Origin of the sequence: Streptomyces sp. UG1 (assembly GCF_049974585.1) — a bacterium.
In the GTDB taxonomy this organism is placed as follows: Bacteria; Actinomycetota; Actinomycetes; order Streptomycetales; family Streptomycetaceae; genus Streptomyces.
The window spans coordinates 195,212-221,877 of the sequence record NZ_JBNGGG010000010.1 but is presented as its reverse complement, the minus strand read 5'-3'; the positions used below and the strand labels follow the sequence as shown (position 1 = coordinate 221,877).

Annotated in this window: 26 protein-coding genes; 7 read left to right on the top strand and 19 right to left on the bottom strand. The window is 70.5% G+C overall.

Annotated elements, in window-relative coordinates; translation table 11 throughout:
• The first annotated feature begins 42 nt into the window (after positions 1-42).
• Positions 43-1,182 (top strand): TDT family transporter, encoded by a 1,140-nt coding sequence (locus ACP4J3_RS14030; protein WP_426534026.1) that lies wholly within the window; start codon positions 43-45, stop codon positions 1,180-1,182.
• Here ACP4J3_RS14030 and ACP4J3_RS14025 read toward each other — a convergent pair.
• Both ACP4J3_RS14025 and ACP4J3_RS14020 read right to left on the bottom strand, forming a co-directional pair.
• Positions 1,094-1,813, bottom strand: coding sequence for a helical backbone metal receptor (locus ACP4J3_RS14025; protein WP_426534024.1), 720 nt, complete (start codon positions 1,811-1,813; stop codon positions 1,094-1,096). The genes ACP4J3_RS14030 and ACP4J3_RS14025 overlap by 89 nt on opposite strands.
• Positions 1,813-2,382 (bottom strand): helix-turn-helix domain-containing protein, encoded by a 570-nt coding sequence (locus ACP4J3_RS14020; protein WP_426534022.1) that lies wholly within the window; start codon positions 2,380-2,382, stop codon positions 1,813-1,815. The genes ACP4J3_RS14025 and ACP4J3_RS14020 overlap by 1 nt, the downstream gene beginning before the upstream one ends.
• 516 nt (positions 2,383-2,898) lie before the next feature.
• Between ACP4J3_RS14020 and ACP4J3_RS14015 the strand changes: the two genes are divergently transcribed.
• Both ACP4J3_RS14015 and ACP4J3_RS14010 read left to right on the top strand, forming a co-directional pair.
• Positions 2,899-3,828: a 5'-3' exonuclease gene (locus ACP4J3_RS14015; RefSeq protein WP_426534049.1), complete on the top strand. Its 930-nt coding sequence runs from the start codon at positions 2,899-2,901 to the stop codon at positions 3,826-3,828.
• Positions 3,829-3,999: 171 nt separating this feature from the next.
• Complete coding sequence (locus ACP4J3_RS14010) at positions 4,000-4,845, top strand: siderophore-interacting protein (RefSeq protein ID WP_426534020.1); 846 nt, start codon at positions 4,000-4,002, stop codon at positions 4,843-4,845.
• Between the two features lie 64 nt (positions 4,846-4,909).
• Here the strand turns inward: ACP4J3_RS14010 and ACP4J3_RS14005 are convergent, their stop codons facing one another.
• From ACP4J3_RS14005 to ACP4J3_RS13995, 3 genes are all read right to left on the bottom strand, one after another.
• Positions 4,910-5,686 (bottom strand): ABC transporter permease, encoded by a 777-nt coding sequence (locus tag ACP4J3_RS14005; protein WP_426534018.1) that lies wholly within the window; start codon positions 5,684-5,686, stop codon positions 4,910-4,912.
• Positions 5,683-6,720, bottom strand: a complete 1,038-nt coding sequence (locus ACP4J3_RS14000; protein WP_426534016.1) for an ABC transporter ATP-binding protein — start codon at positions 6,718-6,720, stop codon at positions 5,683-5,685. The genes ACP4J3_RS14005 and ACP4J3_RS14000 overlap by 4 nt, the downstream gene beginning before the upstream one ends.
• A 165-nt stretch (positions 6,721-6,885) precedes the next feature.
• On the bottom strand, positions 6,886-7,509 hold the full coding sequence (locus tag ACP4J3_RS13995) for a PadR family transcriptional regulator (RefSeq protein WP_426534014.1): 624 nt from the start codon (positions 7,507-7,509) through the stop codon (positions 6,886-6,888).
• A gap of 537 nt (positions 7,510-8,046) precedes the next feature.
• Here ACP4J3_RS13995 and ACP4J3_RS13990 point away from each other — a divergent pair.
• The 3 genes from ACP4J3_RS13990 (at position 8,047) to ACP4J3_RS13980 (ending at position 10,568) form a co-directional block, all read left to right on the top strand.
• Positions 8,047-8,262 (top strand): DUF6192 family protein, encoded by a 216-nt coding sequence (locus tag ACP4J3_RS13990; RefSeq protein ID WP_426534012.1) that lies wholly within the window; start codon positions 8,047-8,049, stop codon positions 8,260-8,262.
• A 160-nt stretch (positions 8,263-8,422) separates the two neighbouring features.
• A complete protein-coding gene (locus tag ACP4J3_RS13985; protein WP_426534010.1) occupies positions 8,423-9,481 on the top strand; it encodes a terpene synthase family protein in 1,059 nt (352 codons plus the stop codon).
• A gap of 145 nt (positions 9,482-9,626) precedes the next feature.
• A complete protein-coding gene (locus ACP4J3_RS13980) occupies positions 9,627-10,568 on the top strand; it encodes an RluA family pseudouridine synthase (RefSeq protein WP_426534008.1) in 942 nt (313 codons plus the stop codon).
• A gap of 18 nt (positions 10,569-10,586) precedes the next feature.
• Here ACP4J3_RS13980 and ACP4J3_RS13975 read toward each other — a convergent pair whose 3' ends face one another.
• From ACP4J3_RS13975 to ACP4J3_RS13955, 5 genes are all read right to left on the bottom strand, one after another.
• Complete coding sequence (locus tag ACP4J3_RS13975) at positions 10,587-12,050, bottom strand: cytochrome P450 (protein ID WP_426534006.1); 1,464 nt, start codon at positions 12,048-12,050, stop codon at positions 10,587-10,589.
• Between the two features lie 67 nt (positions 12,051-12,117).
• The gene (locus ACP4J3_RS13970) at positions 12,118-12,738 is read right to left on the bottom strand and encodes a GTP-binding protein (protein WP_426534004.1); all 621 of its coding nucleotides are present in this window, start codon (positions 12,736-12,738) and stop codon (positions 12,118-12,120) included.
• Complete coding sequence (locus ACP4J3_RS13965) at positions 12,719-13,132, bottom strand: DUF742 domain-containing protein (RefSeq protein ID WP_426534002.1); 414 nt, start codon at positions 13,130-13,132, stop codon at positions 12,719-12,721. The genes ACP4J3_RS13970 and ACP4J3_RS13965 overlap by 20 nt, the downstream gene beginning before the upstream one ends.
• On the bottom strand, positions 13,129-13,536 hold the full coding sequence (locus tag ACP4J3_RS13960) for a roadblock/LC7 domain-containing protein (protein ID WP_426534000.1): 408 nt from the start codon (positions 13,534-13,536) through the stop codon (positions 13,129-13,131). Before ACP4J3_RS13960 ends, ACP4J3_RS13965 begins: the two co-directional genes overlap by 4 nt.
• The gene (locus ACP4J3_RS13955; protein WP_426533998.1) at positions 13,533-15,125 is read right to left on the bottom strand and encodes a sensor histidine kinase; all 1,593 of its coding nucleotides are present in this window, start codon (positions 15,123-15,125) and stop codon (positions 13,533-13,535) included. Before ACP4J3_RS13955 ends, ACP4J3_RS13960 begins: the two co-directional genes overlap by 4 nt.
• A 590-nt stretch (positions 15,126-15,715) precedes the next feature.
• Between ACP4J3_RS13955 and helR the strand changes: the two genes are divergently transcribed.
• A complete protein-coding gene (helR, locus tag ACP4J3_RS13950; protein WP_426533996.1) occupies positions 15,716-17,893 on the top strand; it encodes an RNA polymerase recycling motor ATPase HelR in 2,178 nt (725 codons plus the stop codon).
• A gap of 95 nt (positions 17,894-17,988) precedes the next feature.
• Here helR and ACP4J3_RS13945 read toward each other — a convergent pair whose 3' ends face one another.
• The 9 genes from ACP4J3_RS13945 to ACP4J3_RS13905 form a co-directional block, all read right to left on the bottom strand.
• On the bottom strand, positions 17,989-20,841 hold the full coding sequence (locus ACP4J3_RS13945) for a DEAD/DEAH box helicase (RefSeq protein WP_426533994.1): 2,853 nt from the start codon (positions 20,839-20,841) through the stop codon (positions 17,989-17,991).
• Between the two features lie 113 nt (positions 20,842-20,954).
• Entirely contained in the window at positions 20,955-21,881 is a 927-nt protein-coding gene (gene tatC / locus ACP4J3_RS13940; RefSeq protein WP_426533992.1) for a twin-arginine translocase subunit TatC, read from the bottom strand.
• A gap of 73 nt (positions 21,882-21,954) precedes the next feature.
• The gene (gene tatA / locus ACP4J3_RS13935) at positions 21,955-22,233 is read right to left on the bottom strand and encodes a Sec-independent protein translocase subunit TatA (protein WP_426534047.1); all 279 of its coding nucleotides are present in this window, start codon (positions 22,231-22,233) and stop codon (positions 21,955-21,957) included.
• 299 nt (positions 22,234-22,532) lie between these two features.
• A complete protein-coding gene (locus tag ACP4J3_RS13930) occupies positions 22,533-22,727 on the bottom strand; it encodes a hypothetical protein (protein WP_426533990.1) in 195 nt (64 codons plus the stop codon).
• A gap of 20 nt (positions 22,728-22,747) precedes the next feature.
• Positions 22,748-23,038, bottom strand: coding sequence for a hypothetical protein (locus tag ACP4J3_RS13925; protein WP_426533988.1), 291 nt, complete (start codon positions 23,036-23,038; stop codon positions 22,748-22,750).
• Positions 23,035-24,075, bottom strand: coding sequence for a helix-turn-helix transcriptional regulator (locus ACP4J3_RS13920; protein ID WP_426533986.1), 1,041 nt, complete (start codon positions 24,073-24,075; stop codon positions 23,035-23,037). The genes ACP4J3_RS13925 and ACP4J3_RS13920 overlap by 4 nt, the downstream gene beginning before the upstream one ends.
• A gap of 19 nt (positions 24,076-24,094) precedes the next feature.
• The gene (locus ACP4J3_RS13915) at positions 24,095-25,048 is read right to left on the bottom strand and encodes a helix-turn-helix transcriptional regulator (RefSeq protein ID WP_426533984.1); all 954 of its coding nucleotides are present in this window, start codon (positions 25,046-25,048) and stop codon (positions 24,095-24,097) included.
• A gap of 158 nt (positions 25,049-25,206) precedes the next feature.
• The gene (locus ACP4J3_RS13910) at positions 25,207-25,578 is read right to left on the bottom strand and encodes an FKBP-type peptidyl-prolyl cis-trans isomerase (protein WP_426533982.1); all 372 of its coding nucleotides are present in this window, start codon (positions 25,576-25,578) and stop codon (positions 25,207-25,209) included.
• 61 nt (positions 25,579-25,639) lie between these two features.
• Positions 25,640-26,584, bottom strand: coding sequence for an FKBP-type peptidyl-prolyl cis-trans isomerase (locus tag ACP4J3_RS13905; RefSeq protein ID WP_426533980.1), 945 nt, complete (start codon positions 26,582-26,584; stop codon positions 25,640-25,642).
• Positions 26,585-26,666: the final 82 nt, after the last annotated feature.

Below are 26,666 nucleotides of genomic sequence, written 5' to 3'. Positions count from 1 at the left end.
ACTCCCTGGTGGGAGGCGAGCCCCGAAGATGACCCTCGGCACATGGTCACCGCCACCCGCCGCCTCGGCGTCCGTCACCTCGGACCCAACTGGTACGCCGCCGTCATGGGCACCGCCGCCGTCGCCACCGCCGGAGCCGGACTGCCGCTCCACGTACCCGGCCTGCGCACCGCCTGCACCACCGTGTGGGCCCTCTCCCTCGCCCTGCTCGTCACCCTGCTCGGCGCCCGCGCCCTGCACTGGGCCCACCATCGCGACCAGGCCCGCGCCCACCTCCTCGACCCGGCCATGGCGCCCTTCTACGGCTGTCTGTCCATGGCCCTGCTGGCCGTCGGCGGCGGCGCCGTCATCGTCGGCGAGGACTGGATCGGGGCCGGTACGGCGGTCGCCCTCGACGCCGTGCTGTTCACCGCCGGTACGGCCATCGGCCTTGCGGCCGCCCTCGCCGTGCCGTACCTCATGGCCGTACGCCATCGCATCGAGCCGTCGCAGGCCACGCCGGTATGGCTGCTGCCGCTCGTGGCGCCCATGGTGTCCGCCGCGCTCGGGCCGCCGCTGGTGCCGCATCTGCCGCCCGGGCAGGCCCGGGAGACGCTGCTGCTCGCCTGTGTCGCGATGTTCGGGCTCAGTCTGCTCGCCACGCTGCTGATGCTGCCGCTGGTCTTCGCCCGGCTGATCACCGGCGGGCCGCTGCCCCTCGCCCTCACCCCGTCGCTGTTTCTGGTGCTGGGGCCGCTCGGGCAGTCCACCACCGCCGTCGGCGCGTTCGCGGACATCGCCCCGGGCGTGGTCCCGGCGCCGTACAGCGAGGGCTTCGGGATGCTCGCGGTGCTGTACGGGGTGCCCGTCATGGGCTTCGCTCTGCTGTGGTTCGGGCTCGCCACCGCCCACGTCCTGCGGGCCCGCCGGCACGGCATGCGGTTCGCGATGACCTGGTGGGCGTTCACCTTCCCGGTCGGCACCTGTGTCACCGGCGCCGCGGCGCTGGCCCGGCACACCGGGCTCGTCGTGTACGACGCCCTCGCCGTCGGGCTGTATGCCGTGCTCGTCGGCGCCTGGGCTGTCGCGGCCGTCCACACCGCACTCGGGCTGTTCAGCGGCGCGCTGCTCGCAGGGCCCGTGTCAGCACCCGTGGCGCCTCGGCCAGTGACGGGCCGTACCACGTCAGGTGCCGTCCGCTGACGAGCGCGCAGGCCAGGCCGGGAAACGCCTCCGGGCCGTCGTCGGCGGCGAAGCGGTACGGCTCGTCGGGGAGGACCACGACGTCTGGGGACGCGGCTCGCAGCTCGTCCAGGGGGATGCGGGGGTAGCGGTCCTCGTGCGTGGCGTACAGGTGGTGCACGCCGAGGCGGGCCAGGACGTCGCCGGCGAAGGTGTCGCGGCCCAGCACCATCCAGGGGCGCCGCCAGATCGGGACCACGGCCGTCGTACGGCTCTGCGGGGACGGCAGCGACGACCAGGTCTCCTCCGCCTCGTCCAGCCACCGCGGGCGTGCCCTCACCCCGCAGGCGTCCAGCACCCGGGCCAGCTCGACGAAGGCCTGCGGTACGTCCCGTACCTCCGTCACCAGGACCTCGACGCCGGCCGCGCGCAGGGCGGCGAGGTCGGGCTCGCGGTTCTCCTCCTCGTTGGCGATGACGAGGTCGGGGGTCAGGGCGAGGATCTTCTCGACCTTCGGGTTCTTGGTGCCGCCGACGCGGGGGACGGCCAGCTCCGCCGGGTGGCCGCACCAGTCCGTGGCGCCGGCCAGGACGCCGGGGGCCGAGACGGCCACTGCCTCCGTCAGGGACGGCACCAGACAGACGACGCGCATCAGCGCCCCGGCCGGTCCCGGACCGCCTCGATGTGCTCCGCCACCGCGACGACGACCACGCGCGTGTCCGGCACGGTCGCCCGCCAGCGGTGGCGCACCCCGCCGGTGAGGTACAGGGTGTCGCCGCGGCCCAGGCGGTAGGCGCGGCCCTCCGCCTCGATCTCCACGGCGCCGTCGGCGACGTACATCAACTGGTCGTTGCGGTACTGGAATTCGCGGCGCGCGTCATGGTCGCCGGTGAACTCGGAGGCGTGCATCTGATGGTGACCGCGCACCAGGGACCGGGCCCGCGGCTCCGGCGCCAGTTCGGTGGTGTCGGCCCGTACCACGTCGACGCTGCACGCCGGGTCGGCGGCGGCGAGGAGTTCGACGGCGGTCGTGCGCAGCGCGTCGGCGACCTTCTCCAGGGAGCTTCGGCTCGGGCGTGCCCGGTCGTTCTCGACCTGGCTCAGGAAGGGCACCGACAGGCCGCTGCGTTCGGCCACGACGGCGAGGGTGAGGTCCAGCGCCCGGCGTCGCCGCCGCACGGCCGCGCCCACCCGAAGGGGCTGTTCTTTGTGGTCGCCCATCGCTCCGGCTCCCTCCTTCGCTCGTCGGTCCACTGTCCTCGCGCCCACCGTTCGGCGCACACCTTCTGTTGAGTTCTCTGCACCCTACGCATGTTCGGCAAACCGTTTCATGCGCCCGTCACATCGACGACACACAGGAGGGACCGCGACCCATCGGTTCGCGCCAGCGGATCGGCTCCCGTGACCCGCCCGGCGCCCTCGTGACGCCCCTGACCCCCGCTCAGCCCGCGAACGCCCCTGTTCTGTTCAATGCTCCGGCACTCCCCCGTGTTCCCGCCTCCGCCGCGACCGGCGGGCCTGGTCGGAGGGCGAGCGAGGACCGAGTACCCCGCCTGGAAGTCGGAGCCGGCCGTGGGGAGTTCGCGCGGCCCGGCTCGGGTGGTGGGATAGCGCTGTGTGGTTGGCCGGATCCTTTTCGTAGGCATGCCGGGTGACTATGCGGGCACGCAGGGAGGGTGGGCCACGCACCGCGACGGAACGCTTACCCGGGGGCCGCTGTCAGTGCGGTACGGCATGATGCGTGGCGTGACCGGACGACTGATGCTCCTCGACACCGCCTCGCTGTACTTCCGCGCCTATTTCGGCGTCCCGGACTCCGTGAAGGCCCCGGACGGCACGCCGGTGAACGCCGTGCGCGGGCTTCTCGACTTCATCGACCGCCTGGTCAAGGACCACCGGCCGGACGCGCTGGTGGCCTGCATGGACGCCGACTGGCGGCCGCACTGGCGGGTCGAGCTGATCCCCTCCTACAAGGCGCACCGGGTCGCCGAGGAGCACGCGGCGGGCCCGGACGAGGAGGAGGTGCCCGACACGCTGTCACCGCAGGTGCCGGTCATCGAGGCCGTCCTGGACGCGCTCGGCATCGCGCGCGTGGGCGTCGAGGGATACGAGGCGGACGACGTGATCGGCACGTTCACGGCGCGCGCGAAGGGCCCGGTCGACATCGTCACCGGGGACCGCGACCTGTACCAGCTCGTGGACGACGAGCGCGGGGTGCGGGTGCTGTACCCGCTCAAGGGCGTCGGCACCCTCCAGCTCACCGACGAGGCGTGGCTGCGGGAGAAGTACGGCGTCGACGGCCGGGGGTACGCGGATCTGGCGCTGCTGCGGGGCGACCCGAGCGACGGCCTGCCGGGCGTGCCCGGGATCGGGGAGAAGACGGCCGCGAAGCTGCTGGCCGAGTTCGGCGACCTGGCCGGGATCATGGCGGCGGTCGACGACCCGAAGGCGAAGCTCACGCCCTCGCAGCGCAAGCGACTGGACGAGTCGCGGCCGTATGTCGCCGTCGCGCCGAGGGTCGTGCGGGTCGCGCACGACGTTCCGCTGCCCGACGTGGACACCACGCTGCCGCGCGCGCCCCGGGATGCGGCGGGTCTGGATGAGCTGGCGGTGCGCTGGGGGCTGGGCAGGTCGCTGCATCGACTGCTCGTGACGCTGGGGGCGTGAGATCAACCGGGGCGTGAGCCGCGTCACGATCGCGTGCATGGGACTCGTGACGTGGGGGAATTCGTTCCGTGCGTGCGCGACATGCGCCTTTTCATGAACGTTCATAGCGGCATTCGCCGGACGGAGGTGCTAACTTAGGTAAACCTAAGCTTGGAACGAGGGAGGCCAGTGATGGCGCTACGCCCTGCCCGCAAGCCGCGCAGGCCCCACTCCGCGCAGGTCATCCGTACCGAACGGCTGACCCCGCACATGCAGCGTGTGGTGCTGGGCGGTGAGGGGCTCGCCGAGTTCGTGGCGGACACCTGCACGGATCATTACGTGAAGATGCTGTTCTCCCCCGCCGGTGTGAGCTACCCCGAGCCCTTCGACCTGGAGCGCATCCGCGAGGAGCTGCCGCGCGAGCAGTGGCCGGTGGTGCGGACGTACACCGTGCGGGCCTGGGATCCGGAGCATCGCGAGCTGACCCTGGACTTCGTGCTGCACGGCGACGAGGGGCTGGCCGGGCCGTGGGCGATGCGCGTCCGGCCGGGCGAGACCGTGCGCTTCATGGGCCCCGGCGGTGCCTACGCCCCCGACCCGGAGGCCGACTGGCATCTGCTGGTCGGTGACGAGAGCGCGCTGCCCGCCATCGCCCGCGCCCTGGAGTCGCTGCCGGACGGTGCCGTGGCGTACGCGTTCGTGGAGATCGCCGGCCCCGAGGAGGAGCAGAAGATCGACTCCGATGTGGAGGTGATCTGGCTGCACCGCGGCTCCCGTCCCGTCGGCGAGATGCTGGTCGAGGCCGTGCGTGCGCTGGACTTCCCCGAGGGCCGGGTGCATGCGTTCGTGCACGGTGAGGCGCATTTCGTGAAGGAGCTGCGCCATCTGCTGCGGGTCGAGCGGGCTGTGCCCCGCGAGGACCTGTCGATCTCCGGTTACTGGCGGCTCGGTCACGACGAGGACGGCTGGCAGGCCTCCAAGCGGGATTGGAACGCGCGCATCGAAGCGGAGCAGGAGGGGTCGGCGCCGGCGGCGTAGCCCGGTGTCGATGCCCGCAGGGGCGGCGCCTTCGATGTGCCGCCCCTTTGCCGTGCCCGGACGCTCAGACCGACCGCTGGTAGGACCGGAAGGTCCGGATGGACAGCCACACCGCGGCCACCGCCAGCGCCAGCAGCCCGCCGCCCCGGGTGAGCACGTCACCCCAGTCGGGCCGGTCGGACATCGCCGAACGGCCCGCGACCATCGCCCAGTCGAGCGGGTTGAAGTCGGCGATGTGCCGCATCCAGCCCGGCATCTGCGAGGGCGCCATGAAGGCGGAGGACAGGAAGGTCAGCGGCAGCAGCAGGAAGGTGTTGATGCCGATGATGGACTCGCGTTCCCGCACGAGCATCCCCAGCGCGTTGGACAGCGCCCCGAAGATCGTCCCGAGCAGGACCGAGGCGAGGACCAGGACGGCCGTGCCGGTGATGCCACCCGGGTAGTCGGCGCCGCCCAGCAGGCCGAGCAGCACGATGACGACCGACTGCAGGGCGGTGACCAGGCCGTTGTTGACGACGTTGCCGTTCATCAGCGCGGCCCGGCTGACCGGGGTGATCAGGAACCGGTCCAGGGTGCCCCGCTGGATCTCGTCGAGGGTGCCCATCCCGGCCCACATGTTGGAGCTGAGGGCGCTCATCACGACGACGCCCGGCACCAGGTAGTCGAGGTAGGAGGTGGTGCCGAAGCCGCCGAGCTCGACGACCTTCTTGAACAGGCTGCCGAACAGGAACAGCCAGATCACCGGCTGGATCAGGGTGATGATCGCGTACGCGGGCTGCCGTACGAACGCCATGAGTTGACGCTGCGTCATGTACCAGGTCTGGGCGATCGCGGTGCTCATCGCGCACCCCCGGCCCCGGCGACGACAAGGTCCTCGGCATCGCAGGCGGCGGCTTCGGCCTCCGAGTAACGGCGGCCGACATAGCGGAGGTAGACGTCGTCGAGGGAGGGGCGGGCGACGGTCGCGGTGGCGACGCCGACCCCGGCGCGTTCGAGCGCGGCGAGGAGTGCGGGCATCGCGGCGGCGCCCTCGTCGGCGCGGACGCTGATACGGCGCCCGTCGACCAGGACCTCGTGTACGCCCTGCAGTCCGCGCAGGGCGCCCCTGAGCAGCGTACGGCCGGCTTCCCCGACCCGTTCGCGCAGTTCCACATGGACGGCGTCGCCGCGGAGTTCGCCCTTGAGGGCGCTCGGGGTGCCGGTGACGACGACCCGGCCGCGGTCCACGATCGCGATGCGCTCGGCGAGCCGGTCGGCCTCCTCCAGATAGTGCGTGGTGAGCAGGACCGTCATGCCGTCCTCGCCGGCCAGCCGCCCGATCTCGTCCCACATCGCGGCGCGGGTCTCGGGGTCGAGTCCGGTGGTGGGCTCGTCGAGGAAGAGCACCTCGGGCCGGTGCACGAGCCCGAGGGCGACGTCGAGTCGGCGGCGCATCCCGCCGGAGTAGCCCTTGACCGGGCGGTCCGCGGCGTCGGTGAGCCGGAAGCGGTCGAGCAGCGCGGCGACCCGACGGGTGAGGTCGGCGCGGTTCAAGCCGTGGAGCCGGCCCTGGAGCCCTAGGTTCTCGCGGCCGGTGGCGACCGGGTCGGCGCCGGAGTTCTGGGCGACCACGCCGATCGCGCGGCGCACCCGGTCCGGGTGGCGCAGCACGTCGTGGCCGGCGACGGTGGCCGCGCCCGAGTCGGGGCGGGCCAGGGTGGTGAGGATCTTGACGGTGGTGGACTTGCCGGCGCCGTTGGGGCCGAGGAGGCCGAAGACGGTGCCGGGTTCGACGGTGATGTCCATGCCGTTGAGGGCGGTGACATCGCCGTAGGTCTTGATCAGCCCGCGCGCCTCGACTGCGGGCGCACGGGTGACCGGGCTGGGACTGCTCATGACGACTGCTCTCCTGATGAGCGGTTGCGTGATCGTTCCGCGTGAGCAGCGCCGGGCTATCCTGGGTGTGCCGCACCTCGATGACCCGGCTGCGCCGCACGGCGGATCCGTTTCGGGGTTCGAAACCCCGGCGGAGCTGCTGCAACAGCCCCGCCGGGGTCTTTCTCAAGTCGTGAACTCGGCCGGCAGCTCCCCCGTTTCATGGAAGCGCCGCCACTCGTCGACGCCGGGCAGCGAGCCCTTCCTGACCTCGTCGAGGAAACCGCGGACCCACTGCGCCTGCGCCTCGACCATGTGGAGCTGGTACTCGACCTCGACGAGGAACAGCCTCGGCAGGGTCTCGTAGAGCTTCTCCAGCGCGCCCCGGCCGCTCGCCACCTGTACCTCCAGCGAGCTCAGCCGCATCTCCAGCAGCCGCTCCACCTCCTCGGGAGGCAGGGCCGCCATGAGGGAGAGGGCCGTCTCGAAGATCGGGTACTCCTTGGCCGGGATGGCGAGCAGGTCGGACAGCCACTCGGCCATCTCCTGACGTCCGGCCTCGGTGAGCCCGTAGACCGTGCGCTCGGGGCGGTTGCCCTGGCGTTCCACACCGGTCACCTCGACGAAGCCGTGCTTCTCGAGGTTCTGCACGACCGTGTACAGCGAGCCGTAGTTGGTCTTCGTGCTGGCGTCCTTGCCCTGGCTGCGCAGGGTCTGGGCGATCTCGTACGGATGCATCGGCTTCTGCCAGAGGGTCGTCATGACGGCGAGCGCCAACGGGTTGGTGAGCTTGCGGCGCTTTCTCGCCATGCCGATCACCTCGCTTCCGAATATCCGCGACCGAACATATCGCGACTCAGGGCGGATAGTCAATAGACACGATGTATCGCGTCTGAGCGAGCAGCGCAAGGGGGCGAGTTCAAGCCGACCCCCCTGGCGCCTCACCGACGCACAGCACCGAACACCCCGCCTCGACAGCGAACCGCCGCCCCAGCCGCCGCAAACCGGCCTGGTACGCGGGGAGCGCCGTCCAGAGGGGGCGTGAGACCGCGCGACGGACGGCCCCGGCGTCCGCTCCCTGCGCCGGGGTGCACACCCTTTCCGACGACCGGAAACCATCGCATGGTGCGAAGAGGTGGGCTGTCAGGGAGAGTTGACGACATGAGAGGGTGTCGCACCCGGGGCCCGTGGGGGTGGTGACCCGATGTCCGCGATGGTCGGCAATGGGATATCCGCCGATGCGGTCGGTTCGGTCGTTCGGCGACGCGAATCCCTCCAGGAACGGTCGCCTGCGAACAGCCGTAACCAGCCTCGAACAGTTGACTAAACCCGCGGGCGCACTGGAAGGTGGACGCGATCCACGACCGCGTCGCCGACGCCGCGGTCGTGGCGGTGGTGACCACCGCTCATCTGCGCCGACCGGCGGTCGCCTCGAAGGCCGCGACCGACGACACGTCCCGGCATGCGGTTGACGAGGCCCCGCTCGACCGGTTCAGTCGGCGGCCCCCATTCCCGCAGAAGTCAGCCACGCCGCAGTCGCAGCGTATGGAGCACAGCGCGTAGTTCATGGATTCGGTCGACTCCATCACCCGGAGGGCATCATGAAGGGCTCTGCTCCTGGCCGGTGCGTTTCACCCTGGCCGTCACACGCGCCCGCTCAGAGGACCCCGCCGACTGATCCACATCATTCCAGCAACGGAGTTGATCAGGAGGAGGTGCCCCGATGACTGTTGTGGACACTGCGCCCGCGCCGCCGGAGGGATTCCAGGTTCCTGCCCTCCACGGTCCGGTCGAGGTGCGGATGCATCCCGACGCCGACCGAGTACAGGAGAGTCTCCTGCACTGGGCGTCCTTCCATGGGCTGTTCCGGGACTTGCGACAGCGAGAGCGGTTCGCGCAGAGCGGGTTCGCCCGCTTCACCGCCTACGCCTATCCCCGGATGGCCGCTCTGGAGACGGTGGCGTGGTGGCAGGGTCACAATTGGCTGGCCGATGACGTCCTGGACGATCCACGCACCGACGACGCACAGGCAGAGGCACTGGCGGCCGATCTGCTGGCGCAGCTGCCGGTGGATCTCACCGACCGGAAGGAGCCCGTAGGGCCGCTCGCCACCGCTGCCGCGGACCTGTGGCGACGTACGGCACCGGCGCGCTCGCCGGCCTGGCGGAGCCGGTACCGTGCCCACTACCGCGACTGGCTGGCCCTTTCCCTGCGAACCCGACCGTACCGGCAGGGCCGCATCCCGCTGGTGAGCGTGCCTACTTACCTCCGCCGCCGGCGGCTGCAGTCGGGGGTTGAGATGTCCTTCGACCTCCTGGAAGTCGGTCACGACCGGGAGTTGCCCGAGACCGTGGCCGGAAGCGACCTGTACCGCATGGTGCGTTTTGCCGCGAACGACGCGATCAGCTGGACGAACGACCTGTACTCCCTGCACAAGGACCTCGCGGCAGGGGACACCGACAACCTTGCCGCCGTAGTCCGGCAGTCACGTGGCGGCAACTGGACCCAAGCCGCTCGCAAGGCCGCTCGCATGGTTCACGAGGCCACCGCCGACTTTCTGGCGGCGTGCGGCGACCTGCGTGCCATGCGGGGGCTCTACGAGGTCACCGACGCCCAGTGGGAAGTCGTCGAGGACTCGCTGGAGGACCTGGCCCTGTGGATCAGTGGCAGTCTTCACTGGCACCACCAAACCCCTCGCTATCGGCTCAGGCCTGAGGCCGCGCCGTTCGGTAGACACCTCGCGGGGCACGACGAGCACGCCCACCGACGTCAGCCCAGCTAGTGGGTGTGGGAGGTGCCCCCGCTCGCCGCGCCGGGCCATGGGCGCCGAAGAAGGCTGTCACCGCTGGGGAGTCATGAGCGTGACCCCCGCCCCGACGCACCCGCGTCGGCCCAGCACAGGTTCCGGCGCCGTACGCTTGATCACGATGCGACGTCGTACCCCGCCCCCGCCCTCTCCCCTGCCGCAGCGCGACGGGGTGGATCCGGTGCGGGTGCGCCTGCCGGCCGGGGACGCGTGGGCGACCGTGCGGGATCACCTCGTGGCGCGGCTCGCGGCCGGGCCCGGAGTGATCGACACCATGCTCGACGAGGGCCGGATCGTGGACGTCACCGGGCGTCCGGTGCCGCGGGACATGGCGTACGTGCCGGGCATGTTCGTGTGGTTCCACCGGGAGCTGCCCGATGAGGAACGGGTGCCGTTCGAGGTCGACGTGCTGTACCGGGACGAGCACCTCGTCGTGGCCGACAAGCCGCACTTCCTGGCCACCACCCCGCGCGGCAGCCATGTGGCCGAGACGGCCCTGGCGCGGCTGCGGCGACAGCTCGGCATCCCGGCACTGGGCGCGGCACACCGCCTGGACCGGTTGACGGCCGGGTTGGTGCTGTTCACCGTTCGGCCGGAGGAACGCGGGGCGTACCAGTCGCTGTTCCGCGACCGGCGGGTGGCGAAGGAGTACGAGGCGGTGGCCCCCTACGACCCGGCACTGCCCCTGCCGCGCACCGTGCGCAGCCGGATCGTCAAGGAGCGCGGTGTGATGGCGGCCCGTGAGGTCCCGGGCGAGCCCAATGCCGTCACCCTGGTCGAGTTGCTGGAGCACCGAGCCGGGCGTGCCAGGTACCGGCTGACACCGAGGACCGGGCAGACGCACCAGCTGAGGGTGCACATGAACGCCTTGGGGGTGCCGATCCTCGGCGACCCCCTCTACCCGGTGGTGACCGGCCCCGTGCCGACCGGCGACTTCCGGCGTCCGCTCCAACTGCTGGCGCAGGTACTGGAGTTCACCGATCCGGTCACGGGGCGCGAGCACCGGTTCGTCAGCCCGCGCGTGCTGCGGGCCTGGTCGTCGTACGGCGAGTGGGCCGGGTGACCCTGGCGCCGGGTCGGCTCATTCGCCGCGCCACCAGCGCAGGAAGCGCCGGAACAGCCCCGGCCGGCCGGCCGGTTCGGGCATCGGCGTCGGGGCCGCGCCGGTGGGCTCCGGGGCCGGTGTCTGCGGCTGAGGCGCGCCGAACTGCCGGTCGCCCATGCGCTGTTCCGGCACCGAATGCCAGGGGGCCATCCCGTCGTCCTGCTGGGGCTTGGGCGCGAAGTGCACCGGCAGGTCCACCAGATGGCGGTTCGAGATGGATGCCCGCCAGCGCAGCTCATCCTCCTCGCAGGCGAGTTCGACGTCGGGAAGGCGGGTCAGCAACGCGTCGACGCCGACGTCGGCGATGGCACGGCCGATGTCCTGGCCCGGGCACTCGTGGGGACCGCCGCTGAAGGCGAGATGAGAGCGGTTGCCCTGCATGTTGGCCTTGGCGTCGGGGCGGACCCGCGGGTCGACATTGCCCGGCGCGATACCCATGAGGAGTCCGTCGCCCTGGCGGATGCGCTGGCCCCCCAGTTCCGTCTCCCGCTTGGCGAAGTAGCCCAGGACGGTGCTGAACGGCGGCTCGTCCCACAGGGACTGCTCGACCGCCTGGGGCACCGTCATCTGGCCGCCGCTGAGCTGGGCGCGGAACCGCGGGTCGGTGAGCACCACGCGCAGTACGTTGGCGAGGAGGTTGGCGGTGCTTTCGTACGCGACGATCAGAATGAGGCGCAGGTGCTGGCTGACCTCCTCGTCGGTGAGCCGCGCCGGGTGGTCGATGAGACGGCTGGTGAAGTCTTCCTTGGGTTCGGCCCGGCGGCGGGCGGTGAGCCGCGTGAGGACGCCCATGATGTACTCGTTGCTCGCGATGGCGGTCTCGGTGCCCTTGGGCAGGTCGCGGGCCGCCTGCACGATCCGGTCGTTGTACTCCTCGGGCATGCCCAGGATCTCGCACATCACCGCCATCGGCAGGCGCTCGGCGAACTGGCTGACCAACTCGGCCCTGCCCTGTTCGCAGAACTGGTTGACGAGGTGCTGGGTCGCCCGGTTGATGTAGCGGCGGATCCCTCGGTGGTCGATGGTCGACATGGCGCCGATGACCGCGCCGCGCAGCCTGAGGTGTTCGTCGCCCTCGGCGTGGCTGCAGAAGGGCTGCCAGGCAAGATGCGGCATGAGCGGATGATCCGGCTTGACCGTGCCGTCCTGCAGGGGCACCCACAGCCGGGTGTCACGGCTGTACTGCGAGGGTGTGCGCACCATGTGCATGTTCTCCGTGTGGCCGAGCACCACCCAGATCGGCACGTCGTCGTGCAGCAGCGCAGGCGCCACGGGGCCGTGCTCGGCGCGGAGTTTTTCGTACACGGCTCCCAGGTCCTCCGCGTCGGGGCCGTACAGCCGGCGCAGCCCGCCGGGGCCGATGCCGTGCGCGGGGCAGCCGGGTGGCGGTGCGGCCGTGGGGTCGTCCGTACCGGTCGGGGAGAAGGATTCAGGCGTCACGATGGTCGCTCCGAAGCTGAGGTGAATCCGGTGTACAGAGGGTGAGATGTGGGGGTGCGTGGCCGGGTCAGGCGGGGGCTTTCGCCATCGCCAGCGCGTGCAGGAAGTGCATCAGCGTCATCAGTACGTCCCGGCTGGAGGCCCGGCGACGTACGTCGCACTCGACGATGGGGATCTCCTCGGGCAGGTCGAGCGCCGTACGGAGTTCCGCGATGGGGTAACGGGGCGCGTCCGGGAAGGTGTTGACGGCCACCACGAAGGGCACGCCGCGCTCCTCCAGCCGCCCCATGACGTCGAAGCTGACCTCCAGGCGGCGGGTGTCGATCAGCACCACCGCGCCCAGCGCACCGTCGAACAGCCCGTTCCACAGAAACCAGAAGCGCTCCTGGCCGGGTGTGCCGAACAGATACAGCACGAGCTGCTCGGTGATGCTGATGCGGCCGAAGTCCATGGCGACGGTGGTGGCCGTCTTGGAGTCCGAGCCGAAGTTGTCGTCGACGCCGATGCCCGCCTGCGTCATGGTCTCTTCGGTGGTCAGCGGCCTGATCTCGCTGACCGAGCCGACCATGGTCGTCTTTCCGACGCCGAAGCCGCCCACGATCACGATCTTGACCGCGGCTTCGGCCGTGTGCGGCAACTGGTCCTCGGTTCGCGGACCGGGGACGGTGTCAGAGCCTTTGAAGTCCATGCATCACCGCTTCGAGGATTGAACGGTCGGCGACGGTCTGACGCACGATCGGGTTGCGTGCCGTCACCAGTCCGGCCGTCAGCATGTCGGTGAGCAGCACCGTCATCACGCTGAACGGCAGGTTCAGATAGGCCGACAACTCGGCCACGGACAAGGGTGTGGAACACAGCCGGAGCAGCGCCGACTGCTCGGGCGTGGCGGAGGGCGGGGGGTCGGCGCGCGCCACGATTAACGTGACGAGGTCGAGGTCGCCGTCGCGCTCGCCACCGTCCGGTCCGGCGACCACGAAGAGCCGCTCCGGGTTCTTCTGCTTCCCGGACCCGGGGGGTGACCCCGGGGGCGGTGCGGGCGGTTGTTCCTTGGGGAGTCGCCGCTGGCGTTGCGGAGGAGTCATACGGTCTGCCCGTTGCGCCGGGGCGGACTGGTGAGATGGGGACCGATGCGGGCGACGAGGTCGGACATGCGGTTGCTCATCCGGCCGGGTTCGGCGAACGTGTCGGAGAGCACGGCGAGATAGGCGTTGGCGCCGGCGGCCATCAGATAGAAGTAGCCGCCGTTGATCTCGATGAGGACCATCTTCATCTTGCCGTCGCTGTTCGGGATCTCCGTGGCGACGGCGCTCGCCAGGCTCTGCAGCCCCGCGCACGCCGCGGCGACGCGGTCGGCGGTGTCCGGGTCGCCGCCGTAGCGGGCGATGCGCAGACCGTCGGCGGAGAGCACCACGATCATCTCGATGCCCGGTACGCCGTCGTGCAGCTCCTTGAGCATCCAGTCGAAGTTGGCGCGCTGCTGGATCACTTGGTGTCCCCCTCGTGGTCGGCCTCGGGGCGGGCCGGTTGGGTTCGCGGCTGGAGGGTGTAGGGGTCGGGCTTGTCCTTGAGGCCGTTCCAGAAGGCCTCGACCCACGCTCCGGGGGCGGGCTCGTCGTCCTTCTCCGGCTCGGGCTCGGGCTCGGGTTTGCGCGTCGACCAGATGGTCGGCCGGCCTTCCCGCTCGGCCTGCTCGATGGCCGCCTGCTCGGCGATGCGCTTGCTGAGCGGGGTCTTGACCCGGCTGCGGCGCTGGGGCAGCCCGCCCGCGGTCCATTCGGTGACCACGGGGACGTCGTCCTCCATGGAGACCGTGGCGGGGATCTTCGGGCTGGTGGGGCGCCGCTTCTTGGGGGCGCGCTTGGGGCCTTCGACCGCGTCGGGGGCGGCCTTGGGCGCCGATGCGGCGCCGATGCCGTGGGCGAGCCCCGGGGCGGGATCGTTGGTCATCATCTCGCGCGGCACGACGAGGATGGCGCGCACGCCGCCGTATGCGGAGGAGCGCAGCGAGACCTGCATGTTGAAGGCCGTGCACAGACGGCCGACGACGGCCAGGCCCAGGCGCGGGGCCTCGCCGATGTCCTGGAGGTCGGTGCCCTGCTTGGCGCGCTCGAGCATGCCCTCGACCCTGGCGCGGGCCTCCTCGCTGAGGCTGACGCCGGAGTCCTCGATCTCGATCGCGATCCCGGTCTGCACCTCGGTGGCGGTGACGTGCACCTTGGTCTGCGGCGGCGAGTAGCGCGTGGCGTTGTCGAGGAGTTCGGCCGCGGCGTGGATGATCGGCTCGACGGAGATGCCGGCGATGTTGACCTGGGTGATGGAGTCCAGGCTGATGCGGCGGTACTCCAGGATCCGGGACATGGCGCCGCGCAGCACGCTGTACAGCGGAACGGGTTCGGGCCACTGCCTGCCGGGCCGGCCGCCGCCGAGCACGGAGATGGAGTCGGCGAGGCGGCCGATCAGCATGGTGCCGTGGTCGATGCGCAGCAGGTCGTCGAAGACCTCGGGGTTACGGCCGTGGTCCTCCTCCATCTCCCTCAGTTCCACGGCCTGTTGGTGGACGATCGACTGGACGCGGCGGGCGATGTTGACGAAGGAGCGCTGGGCGGAGTCGCGGAGTGCTTCCTGGTGGTCGACGATGTCGAGCATCGACTCGACCAGCGACAGTTCCGCCCGGGAGAGTTGCCCGTAGGACGAGTTGCCCGTGCTGAGGTCGCGCATCACCTCATAGATGGAACTGCCGCGCTGCAGCCGGTGGATCGCGGCAGGCGTGATCTCGGTGGCGAGGCGGACCATCGCCTCGTCATGGGCGGCGATGCGCCCTTCCAGATACGCGGTGTGACGGGCGTGCTCGGCCCGCTGGGCCCGCAGGGCGCGGCCGCGGCGCACCGCTTCGGCCGCGGACGCCAGTACCAGCAGCATGGCCACGGCACCGCACACGCCGACGGCCGTCCGGGCCGGTTCCGCCACCACGGCGACGGCGGCTCCGGTCGCCGCGGCCATCACTATGGCCGGAAGCAACAGCACGCGCGCGTACGGAAGTTCACGGCGACTGGGTGGGGATTGAACGCTCACCATGTGGGCCCTCTGAAACGAATCGGCTGGGTGTAGGGGGAGCTTGCAGCTGGGTACGTCATGGGTATGTCGGAATCTTCTGCACGTTTGGGAACAAGCGCACGAATACGCCTCAACTCGGTGCGCCGCGGGCGAGCTTAGTCCGACCGGATCATCGCCGTGTCATATTCAGCAAGCACCTGAAATGGGGCGTGTGACAGGAGTACGCTCGACCCCATTTGCACGCACGGTATCTGTTCGAACACTGTTCGTTACCAGGTATAGATGTGCGAAAACTACTCACCGTGACGGGTGAAGATCTGCTTCCGGGCCCGTTCAGGGAGAAACCCCGAGGGAGAAGTCCAGCGGGAGAAGTCCGACCACCGCGGACGAGAAACGCGAGAAGCGCGCGACAAAAACAAATGGCAAGGAGTCACCTACTCCTTGCCACTCTCAACTTATAGCGCACCGGGGGGCTTGCGGCAAGGCCCCCGGTGTACCGCAGAATCTCCGGCCTAGGCCGAGGACCTGCGGAAACGGGAGTCGTAGAGGTGCATGTCCATCAGGAGCCACGCGGCCGTCTCCGCCACTCGACCAACCTCGGGAGCCACGCCGTGAATTCCCTCACCACCACTGTGTTCGACCTCCCCGAGCGCCTCTCCCCCAAGGCCGAGCCATCCCTGATCGCCGCCGACGAGCGGCACTTCGCGGCCGTCGCTCAATGCCTGGAGCAGACCGTCGCCGAACTGTCCGCCCGCCTCGCCGCCGCCCGCAGGGCGCCCGGCGGCCTGGGCCGGGAGGCGATGGACCGGGACAACGAGATCCATCGGCTCACCGCCCGGCTGCGCACCCTGCGCCGCTTCGGCCTGGACCTGTGTCTGGGCCGCATGGTCGGCGCGAACAGCTCCGAGCCGGTGTACGTCGGACGGCTCGGCCTGACCGACAGCACCGGCCGCCGGCTGCTGATCGACTGGCGCTCCCCCGCCGCCGAGCCGTTCTTCGGCGCCACCCACGCCAACCCGATGGGCCTGGCCAGCCGCCGCAGGTACCGCTGGACCGACGGCCGGATCAGCGACTACTGGGACGAGGTGTTCACCCCGGACGCGCTCACCGGGCACGCCGCGCTCGACGACCAGTCCGCGTTCATCGCCGGACTGGGCGGCACCCGCTCGCGCCGGATGCGCGACGTGCTCGCCACCATCCAGGCCGACCAGGACACCGTCATCCGCGCGGGATCGCGGGGCGCGCTCGTCGTCGACGGCGGACCCGGCACCGGCAAGACCGTCGTCGCCCTGCACCGCTCCGCCTATCTGCTCCACTCCGACCCGCGCGTCGACCACCGCCGGGGCGGCGTACTGTTCGTCGGCCCGCACCGGCCGTATCTGGCGTATGTCTCCGACGTCCTGCCCAGCCTCGGCGAGGAGGGCGTGCAGACCTGCGTCCTGCGGGACCTCGTCCCCGAGGGGGCCGGGGCCGAGGCCGACCCGGAGGTGGCCCGGCTGAAGTCGTCCGCGGACCTGGTCGAGGCGATCGAGAAGGCCGTCGCGTTCTACGAGGAACCGCCCGCCGAGGGCATGACGGTGACGACCCCTTGGTCCGACGTCTGGCTGAGCGCCGACGACTGGGCCGTGGCCTTCGAGGCGGCCGAGCCCGGCACCCCGCACAACGAGGCCCGCGACCAGGTCTGGGAGGAGCTGCTCACGATCCTGGTCGACAAGCACAAGGAGGACGCCTCGGGGGACGACGGCGAGATCCCCGCCGGGCCGCTGCGCAGGTCGCTGGCGCGCAACGGGGAGCTGCTGACGGCCTTCAACCGTGCGTGGCCGCTGCTCGAGGCGGCCGACCTCGTCTCGGACCTGTGGTCGGTCCCCGCGTATCTGCGGATGTGCGCGCCCTGGCTCGGCCGCGACGAGGTACGGCGGCTCCAGCGCGCGGACGCCCAGGCCTGGACGGTGTCCGACCTGCCGTTCCTGGACGCGGCACGGCAGCGGCTGGGCGATCCGGAGGCGGCCCGGCGCAGGCGCCGGCACCAGGGCATCCTCGCCGCCCAGCGTGAGCGCATGACGCAGGTCGTGGACAACCTGATCGAGGCCGCGTCGAACTCGGGCGCCGACACCGACGAAGGCGAGGGCCTGGTGACGATGTTGCGGGGCCAGGACGCCCAGGTCAGCCTGGTCGACGAATCCGAACTGACCGGCACCGCCCCGGACCGGCTGGCCGGGCCGTTCGCGCACATCGTCGTCGACGAGGCCCAGGAACTGACCGACGCCGAGTGGCAGATGCTGCTGCTGCGCTGTCCGTCCCGGAGCTTCACCATCGTCGGGGACCGCGCCCAGGCCCGGCACGGCTTCACGGAGTCGTGGCGCGAACGCCTCGAGCGGGTCGGCTTCGACCGGATCGACCTGGCCTCCCTGAACATCAACTACCGCACGCCGGAGGAGATCATGACGGAGGCCGAGCCGGTCATCCGCGCGGCGCTCCCGGACGCGAACGTGCCGACGTCGATCCGCAGCGGCGGGGTGCCCGTCGTGCACGGCTCCGTCTCGGACCTCGACTCGGTCCTCGCCACCTGGCTCGCCGCGCACGCCGAGGGCACCGCATGTGTCATCGGCGCCCCCATGTTCCGCGCGACGGACCGCGTCCGGTCACTGACCCCGCAGCTGTCGAAGGGCCTGGAGTTCGACCTGGTCGTCCTCGTGCACCCGGAGAGGTTCGGCGAGGGCGTCGAGGGGGCGGTGGACCGCTATGTGGCGATGACGCGGGCGACCCGGCAACTGATCACCCTGCGGTGATTGCACGCCCCCAGGGGCGCGGGGCTGTATCGATATGCGGCTCCGCCGCGCGGGCGCAACCAGCCACAGCGAACCCGGCACCCGCCCCGAAAGCCTCACCCCACCGACGAGTAGGCCACAACCCCCCGCAACAGCCCATCCACGGCCTTACGCGCACTCTTCGCCACGGTCGAGCCCTCCGCAGGAGAAGCCGCGGAGATCTGCCCCAGCACATCGATGACCTGCTTGCACCACCGCACGAAGTCCCCGGCCGGCATCTCCGCCTCCCGAAGCACCTCGTCCAGCCCCTTGCCACTGGCCCACATGTACGCGGCCCAGGCAAAGCCAAGATCGGGCTCACGCTGACCGACGCCCTCGGTCTGCGTGATCCGGAACTCCTCCTCCAGCGCATCCAGCCGACCCCAGATCCGCACCATCTCCCCCAGCGCGGCCTTGGCCTTCCCCGAGGGCAGCTTCGGCGCCATCGCGTCGTCCCCGACGCGTGCCTCGTACACCAACGCCGAGACACACGCGGCCAGTTCGGCGGGGCCGAGGCCCTCCCACACCCGCTCGCGCAGGCACTCGCTGGCCAGCAGGTCGAGTTCGCCGTACAGCCGCGCGAGCCGCTTGCCGTGCTCGGTGACCTCGTCGCCACGCAGATAGTCCAGCTCGGTGAGCAGCGCGACGATGCGGTCGAAGGTGCGCGCGATGGTGTTCGTGCGGCCTTCGATACGGCGCTCGAGCTGCGAGGTGTCGCGCAGCAGCCGATGGTAGCGCTCGGCCCAGCGGGCGTGGTCCTCACGGTCGTTGCAGCCATGGCAGGGGTGCGCGCGCAGCGCCTTGCGCAGCCGGTCGATCTCCCGGTCGTCCGCCGCCTGGGAGCGCCGCCCCCGGTGCCGCTCCGGCGCGATGTGCCCGGCCTTGCTGCGCAGCGCGGAGGCGAGGTCCCTACGGGACTGCGGGGAGCGCGGGTTGAAGGACTTGGGGATCCGCATCCGCTCCAGCGCCTCGACGGGCACCGGGAAGTCCATGGCCGCCAGCCGCTTGACCTGCCGCTCGGCGGTCAGGACCAGCGGGCGCGGCCCGTCGTGGTACTCGAAGCCGCGGTGGCCGTTGGACCGGCCGGCGGGCAGCCCCGGGTCCAGCACCAGCGCGAGACCGGCGTACTTGCCCGTCGGCACATGGATGACATCGCCCGGCTTGAGCTTCTCCAGCGCGACCGCGGCCTCCGCACGCCGCTGCGCCGCCCCCTGCCGGGCCAACTCGTTCTCGCGGTCCTTGAGTTCGCGGCGCAGTCGCGCGTACTCCTCGAAGTCCCCGAGATGACAGGTCATGGACTCCTTGTAGCCGGCGAGCCCTTCCTCGTTGCGCTGCACCTGCCGTGAGATCCCGACGACCGACTTGTCGGCCTGGAACTGCGCGAAGGACGTCTCGAGGAGTTCGCGCGAGCGGTGCCGGCCGAACTGCTCGACGAGGTTGACCGCCATGTTGTACGACGGCTTGAAGCTGGAGCGCAGCGGGTACGTACGCGTGCCCGCGAGCCCGGCCAGGTGCTCGGGGCTCATCCCGCGCTGCCACAGCACCACCGCATGGCCCTCGACGTCGATGCCGCGCCGCCCCGCACGCCCCGTCAGCTGCGTGTACTCACCCGGCGTGATGTCGGCGTGCTGCTCGCCGTTCCACTTGACGAGCTTCTCCAACACCACCGACCGGGCGGGCATGTTGATGCCCAGCGCCAGCGTCTCGGTGGCGAACACGGCCTTCACCAGGCCGCGCACGAACAACTCCTCGACGACCTCCTTGAAGGTCGGCAGCATGCCCGCGTGGTGGGCGGCTATGCCTCGCTCCAGGCCTTCCAGCCACTCGTAGTAGCCCAGGACGTGCAGGTCCTCGGTCGGGATGGACGCGGTGCGCTCCTCGACGAGGGCGCGGACCAGTTCCCGTGCCTCGTCGTCGTTGAGCCTGAGGCCCGCGTACAGGCACTGCTGGACGGCGGCCTCGCAGGCGGCGCGGCTGAAGATGAAGGTGATGGCGGGCAGCAGGCCCTCGGCGTCGAGGCGTTCGATGACCTCGGGCCGTCCGGGGGTCCACACCCGGGACCGCTGTCTGCGCTCCCGCTCGCGATCGGCCTCCCGCATCGCTCGGCCGCGTCTGCGGTCCTGGTACGACGGCCGGGTCGCCTCCATGCGGGCCAGCCGGGTGAGGTCGGGGTTGACGGCCTTCTTGTGGCCCTCGCCCTCCTCGAACAGGTCGTACATCCGCCGCCCGGCGAGCACATGCTGGAACAGCGGCACGGGGCGGTGCTCGGAGACGATCACCTCGGTGTCACCGCGGACGGTGTCGAGCCAGTCGCCGAACTCCTCGGCGTTGGAGACAGTCGCCGACAGGGAGACGAGGGTGACGGACTCGGGGAGGTGGATGATCACTTCCTCCCATACGGCGCCGCGGAAGCGGTCGGAGAGGTAGTGCACCTCGTCCATGACCACGTAGCCCAGGCCGAGGAGGGTCTGCGAACCGGCGTACAGCATGTTCCGCAGCACCTCGGTGGTCATCACGACCACGGCGGCGTCCGGGTTGATGCTGTTGTCGCCGGTGAGCAGACCGACCATGCCGTCGCCGTAACGGCGGCACAGGTCGGCGTACTTCTGGTTGGACAGCGCCTTGATGGGCGTGGTGTAGAAGCACTTCCTGCCCTGCATCAGGGCGAGGTGGACGGCGAATTCGCCGACGATCGTCTTGCCGGAGCCGGTGGGCGCGGCCACCAGCACGCCCTTCCCCGCCTCGAGCGCCTGGCAGGCCTCGATCTGGAAGGGGTCGAGGCCGAAGTCGTACATCTCGCGGAAGGAGGCGAGCGCGGTGGCCTGCTCGACAGCGCGCCTGCGTGCTGCCGCGTACCGCTCGGCCGGTGAGAGGTCCTCTGTCATCGTGCTTTCGAGCGTACCGGGCCCCACTGACAACAGGACGATCATTATCCGGATCGGGCCCGCGCGGGCCCGGAATCCGCGCAGCTCACGACCGCGAAGCGGAAGCGGCCGGGTGCGCCCCGTAGGCGCCCCGGCCGCTGTCTGCCAAGAGGTGTCTCTCAGGTGACGTCGTCGTAGCCGTTGACCCGCTCGGCGCTCGCCTGCTCCGGCAGGGCCCGGGGCGCGGGGACGGCCTCGACCTCGCCGATGTCCTCGGGAGTCAGGTCCAGGTCGGAGGCCTCGTCGTCGCTCAGCTCGGGCCCTTGGGCGCGGCCTCGACGACGGTCGTTGATCAGGGAGAAGATCACGGCGCCGAAATAGAGCGCTGTCATCGGCACCGCGAGAGCGATCATGGACATCGGATCGGTGGGCGTCACCACCGCCGAGAACACCGCGATGATCATCACCATGGGGCGCCACCAGCCCAGCATCCGCTGCCCGCTGAGGACACCGCCGATGTTGAGCAGGGCCAGCACGATCGGCAACTGGAAGGCCAGGCCGAAGGCGAGGGTCATCTTCACCGAGATGTCGATCATGTCGTCGACAGTGATGTAGTTGACCGAGCCGCTGATGCTGAAGCCCAGCAGGGTCTTCACGGCGAAGGGCAGGATCCAGTGCGCGAGATAGGCACCGAGGAGAAAGAGAGGCGTGCCGATGCCCACCACGCTCAGCGCGTACTTCTTCTCGTGCCTGTGCAGCCCCGGCGCCACGAACGCCCAGAGCTGGTACAGCCACACCGGCGCCGCCGCGACCAGTGCGGCCATGAGCGACACTTTCATGTACGTGCTGAACGGCGAGGTGAGCCCCACCTGGGACAGCACGGCGCAGCGGCCCGCCTGCGCGGCCGCTTCCGACTCACTCGCGCAGGTCGGCACCGGCGCGCTGATGAACTCCGCGATGTCCTTGGCAAAGAACAGTGCCAGGATCGTCAGCGGCACGATGGCGAGCAACGCCTTGACCAGCCTGTTGCGCAGCTCGCGCAGGTGCTCCACCAGGGGCATCCGCCCCTCTGGGTCCCTGGGCTTTTTGCGGGCGGACTTGAGCACCCCACGTCCTCGTCTCGGGGGGTGGCCGCCCTACGGCCCGGCCACCCATGTTTCTGCGATGGTTCTGTGGGGCTCAGCCCTGCGTGGTGTGCTTGGGCTCCTCGACGGGGCGGGCGGTGGTGACATCACCGGGAGCCGCCTGAATGGTCTTGGGCGCCGGAGCCTGCTCCGTCGTACCCGATTCGGTGTTGCTCTGGGCGGTGCCCTCGCTCTTCATCGCCGCGGCCTCGCTCTTGAGGATGCGGGCGGACTTGCCCAGGGAGCGAGCCATGTCCGGAAGCCGCTTCGCGCCGAACAGCAGCAGAAGCAGCCCGGCGATGATAGCGATCTGCCAGATACCGACCTGACCCATGATTTCCCACTCTCCCACCGAGGCCATGCGACTTGTGTGGTAGTGCGCTCGTCGGGCCCCAGTTCGAGACCCGCGTGAGCGGCAATCGTAACTCCGAGGAGTGAACACGAAGCAATGCCCGTGCGTCCTCGCCGTGCGATCCCAGGCCTCGTTCTCCGGGCCGCGATCAGCAGCGTACCTGCCGATGGTGTGACCGTGACAGGGAGAAATCGCGCAAATCACACACTGTGTGGGACTCATACCGAATCCCTAACGAGGCCGAGCAGCGCACACGGCCGGTATTGGGAACAGTCCGCGCCCTAAAGAGAATCCACGGCACGCGCCGTACTCACGGCCGCCCGCTCCAGGTCCTCGGCCGCTCTGCTGATCCGCCGCGCCGAGTCCGTGACCTGCCGGCCCAGGCGCTGTGCCTCCAGGAACACCCGCACGGCGAGCACGCCGAGGACGGCGAGACCCACGAAACCCACGGCTACCGCGAACATCGGCCAGAACATGCCGCCGAGCCTAGACCGTCCTACGGCGTGTGCAGCCGCAGGGTGCTGACCCCGCCTCCGGTCAGCAGCTCGACGATCCGCTCGCCGGCCGGCTTGCGCACGGACGCGCCGCACTCGGGGCAGGTGAACGAGTAGAACGTCGTACGGCTGCTCGCGCCGATGGCCAGCCGCAGGGCGCCGGCGGCGAGTTCGAAGCGGCCCCGGCAGTCCGGGCAGCCCGCCTTGAACACCACCGGCGCCACGCTTCTCATCCCGGCGAACGCCGACGCCACCGTCATCTCCCGCACCCCGGACCCAGCCCACTCGCTCAAAGCCCTCGCTCCTGCCTGTCGTCCTGCCGCTCCTGAACCACACCGGTCCCGTGGGACTCCTGCACCTCGACCCCGTCGTACGCCGCCAGGGCCTCGCGGGCCGCCTGCCGGGCGCTGTCGGCCAGCTCGGGCGGCGACACGATCCGCCCGTCCCGGCCCAGCCGCAGCGCCAGGCGCCGCAGCGACGCCGGGTCGGGGGTGCGCAAGGTGATACGCAGCCCGCCGTCCGCAAGCTCATCCGCGCTGTCGTGCGGGTAGTACTCGGCGACCCAGCGCCCGCCCGGGCCGACCTCGACGACGACCTCCGGGTCCTCCGCCGCGGGCTGCACCAGCCCCTCGGACAGGTCTCTGAGCTCGACCTCGGGCGGCGCGGACGGCTCGTCGAGGATCCTGATCTCGGCGACCCGGTCGAGCCGGAAGGTGCGGCGCGCCTCGGAGCGCCGGCACCAGGCCTCGACATAGGTGTGGCCGACGCTGACCAGGCGGATCGGGTCGATCTCGCGCTCGGTGACCTCGTCGCGGGCCGGCGAGTAGTAGCGGATCCACAGCCGGCGCCGCTCGGAGATCGCCCGGTCGACGTCGGCGAAGACACCGCCCTCGGACTCGAAGGTGACCGAGAGGCGGGAACTGGCCCCGGCCGCCTCCCCGGACGCGGCCTCCACCTTGGCGGTGGCCCGCAGCAGCGCCTGCCGGTCGCTCTCGCGCAGCCCGGGCAGCGTCGCCACGGCACGGGCGGCCACCAGCAGCGCGGTCGCCTCGTCGGCGGCGATCCGCAGCGGCTCGGCGACATCGTCGGGGTTGTGCCACCAGATGCGCTCGCCGTCGGTGTCGATGTCGAGCAGATCGCCGCCGCGGAAGCTGGTGCCGCACATGGGCAGCACGTCGAGGTCGGAGACCAGTTCGTCCTCGGAGATCCCGAAGGCGCGCGCCACGTCCTCGACGCGGGCACCGGGGCGCTCCTTCAGATACGTCACCAGGGACAGCATCCGCCGGGTCTGGTCGATGGCGCTCGCGGGCCTGACCGGTTTGCCTGCCACTGTCTTGCTCCGTTCCCCCTCAGCCCTTGGCCACGGCACGCAGCCGGTCCACCACGTCGGCCCGCAGCTCGGCGGGCTCCAGGACCACCACATCCGGCCCGAACTCCACCAGCCAGGCATCCAGCCCGTGGCCGTACGGAATCTCCAACTCGTCCCAGCCGTCCCCGAGTTCCCGCACCGCCGTGGCCTTCGCCCGAAGGGGGTACCCGGCGTCCGCGCGCAGCCGGATCAGCGCGGAGCGGTCGGCGGTCTCCCCCGCCCAACTCGCCACCGTCTCCCGCACCGTGACCACGTCGGGGACCTCGGCGGTGAAGCGGCCACCGCGGCTGCGCACCCTGCCGGTGATCCGCGACAGCCGGAACACCCGCTCGGCGCCGCGGTCGCGGTCCCAGCCCGCCAGATACCAGTGGCCGCGCCAGCACTCCAGCGCCCACGGCTCCACATGCCGCGGCTCGGGGCGGGCGGCGGTGGCCTTGCGGTAGTCGAAGACGACCGGTCGACGGTCCCGGCAGGCCAGCATCAGCGGCTCGAACGCGGCCTCGTGCACCGGGATACGGGGCTCGAGGGCGCCATGCGCCTCGTACGGGTCGACGTCCTCCGGCAGCCCGGCCGCGCGCAGCTTCTGCAGGGCGCCGCTGGCCGCGCCCGCGAGCCGCGCCTGCTGCCACACCTTGGCGGCCAGGCCAAGGGCGGCGGCCTCCTCGGCGTCGAGGGTGATGGGCGGCAGCCGGTTGCTGTCGCGGCGGGCCAGATAGCCGACCTCGCCGTCGAGGTTCTCGACGGTCTCGATGACCAGCCCGAGCTCGCGCAGATCGTCCTTGTCGCGCTCGAACATCCGGTTGAAGGAGTCGTCGGAGCCGGCTTCCAGATAGGCCTCGATGGACTCACGCAGCTCGCGCTTGCTCAGCGGCCGCCGCGTCCCGAGCAGACACAGCGCCAGGTTCATGAGCCGCTCGGCCTTGGCAATGGCCATCGACGCCCTTCGCCTTCCCTATGGTGCTTACGGACGATGACCGTACCGCCCCGCAGCGGCGTGGCAAAAGCCGAGGGCCCATGCCCGCACAGGCATGGGCCCCAGGTAGTCGGGTCCGGTCGCACGCCGATCAGTCGTTCGCCGATCGGGCGCGAGGATCAGACACCGAGCAGGTCGACCACGAAGATCAGGGTCTCACCGGGCTTGATCGCCGGGGTCGGGCTCTGGTTGCCGTAGGCGAGGTGCGCGGGGATGGTCAACTGGCGGCGGCCACCGACCTTCATCCCCTGCACGCCCAGGTCCCAGCCCTTGATGACCCGGCCGCCGCCCAGCGGGAAGCGGAACGGCGTACCGCGGTTCCAACTGGCGTCGAACTCCTCACCGGTGCTGAAGGCCACGCCCACGTAGTGCACGGTGACGGTCTGGCCCGCCTGCGCAACCTCGCCGTCGCCCTCCCAGATGTCCTTGATCTCGAGGTCCGCCGGGGGCTCGCCGCCGGGGAAGTCGATCTCGGGCTTCTCCATGCTCACTGCAGTGACTCCTCTGTGGTGCGTACGTCATGCGCGATGACTATGGGCAACCTGCCCAGTCTTACATCACGGCGAGGATGTCGACGGCGAAGACCAGCGTGGAGTTCTTCGGGATGCCCTGCTGCTCCTGGTCACCGAGAGCCTGGTCGGGCGGCAGGACCAGCAGCACCCGGCTGCCGGCCTTCTTGCCCACGAGACCGTTCTTCAGGCCCTTGATCGCCATCTGGTCCAGCGGGAACGTCGCCGTCTTGCCCGTGTCGTACGTGCTGTCGAACTTCTTGCCGCCCTCCCAGAGCAGCGCGACATAGTTCACGACCACGGTGTCGGTGTCCTTGACTGCGGCGCCGTCGCTCTCCAGGACGTAGTTGGAGACCAGCTTCTTCGGCGGGTCGGTGTCCTTCGGCACGGTCACCTCGGGCGCCCTGCCGTCCGTGTTCGTACCGACCTTCGGCAGATCGATGTTGTCCTGGGCGACCTCGGTGCCCTTCGCCGAGGCGGGGATGGACGTGCCCTTCACGATGTCCACGACGAACACCAGCGTCGCGTTGCCCTTGATGTCGCCCTGGCCCTGCGCGCCGTAGCCCTGGTCCGGCGGGATGACCAGCTCGACGCGGCTGCCGACCTTCTGCCCCTGAAGGCCGTTGTCCCAGCCCTTGATGACACCGCCCGCGCCGAGGGTGAGCGAGAACGGCTGGCCGCGGTCGAAGCTGTTGTCGAACGGCTTCGACTCGTCGTACTCCTGGCCGAGGTAGTTCACCTCGGCCGCATCGCCCTTCTTGAGCTTCGCGCCGTCCCCCTCCTTGATGACCTCGACCTTCAGCTCCTTCGGCGGATCCCCCTCCCCCTTGGCCAGGGTCGGCTTCTGCCCGAACTCGGCGCCCTTGGTGATCGCGGGCACTCCGTTCCGGGTCGCGGTGGAGTCGGAGCCCTTGTCGTCGTCGCTGCCGCACGCCGACGCGGAGAGCAGCAGCAGCGGCACGACAAGAAGGCCTGCAATTCGGCGCACGTGTTCCTCAGATCTCAGACAGCACTGTGGTCGCCCGCCACTCTAGGGTGCGCGACAGGCCCCGTACGAGAACGTACGGGGC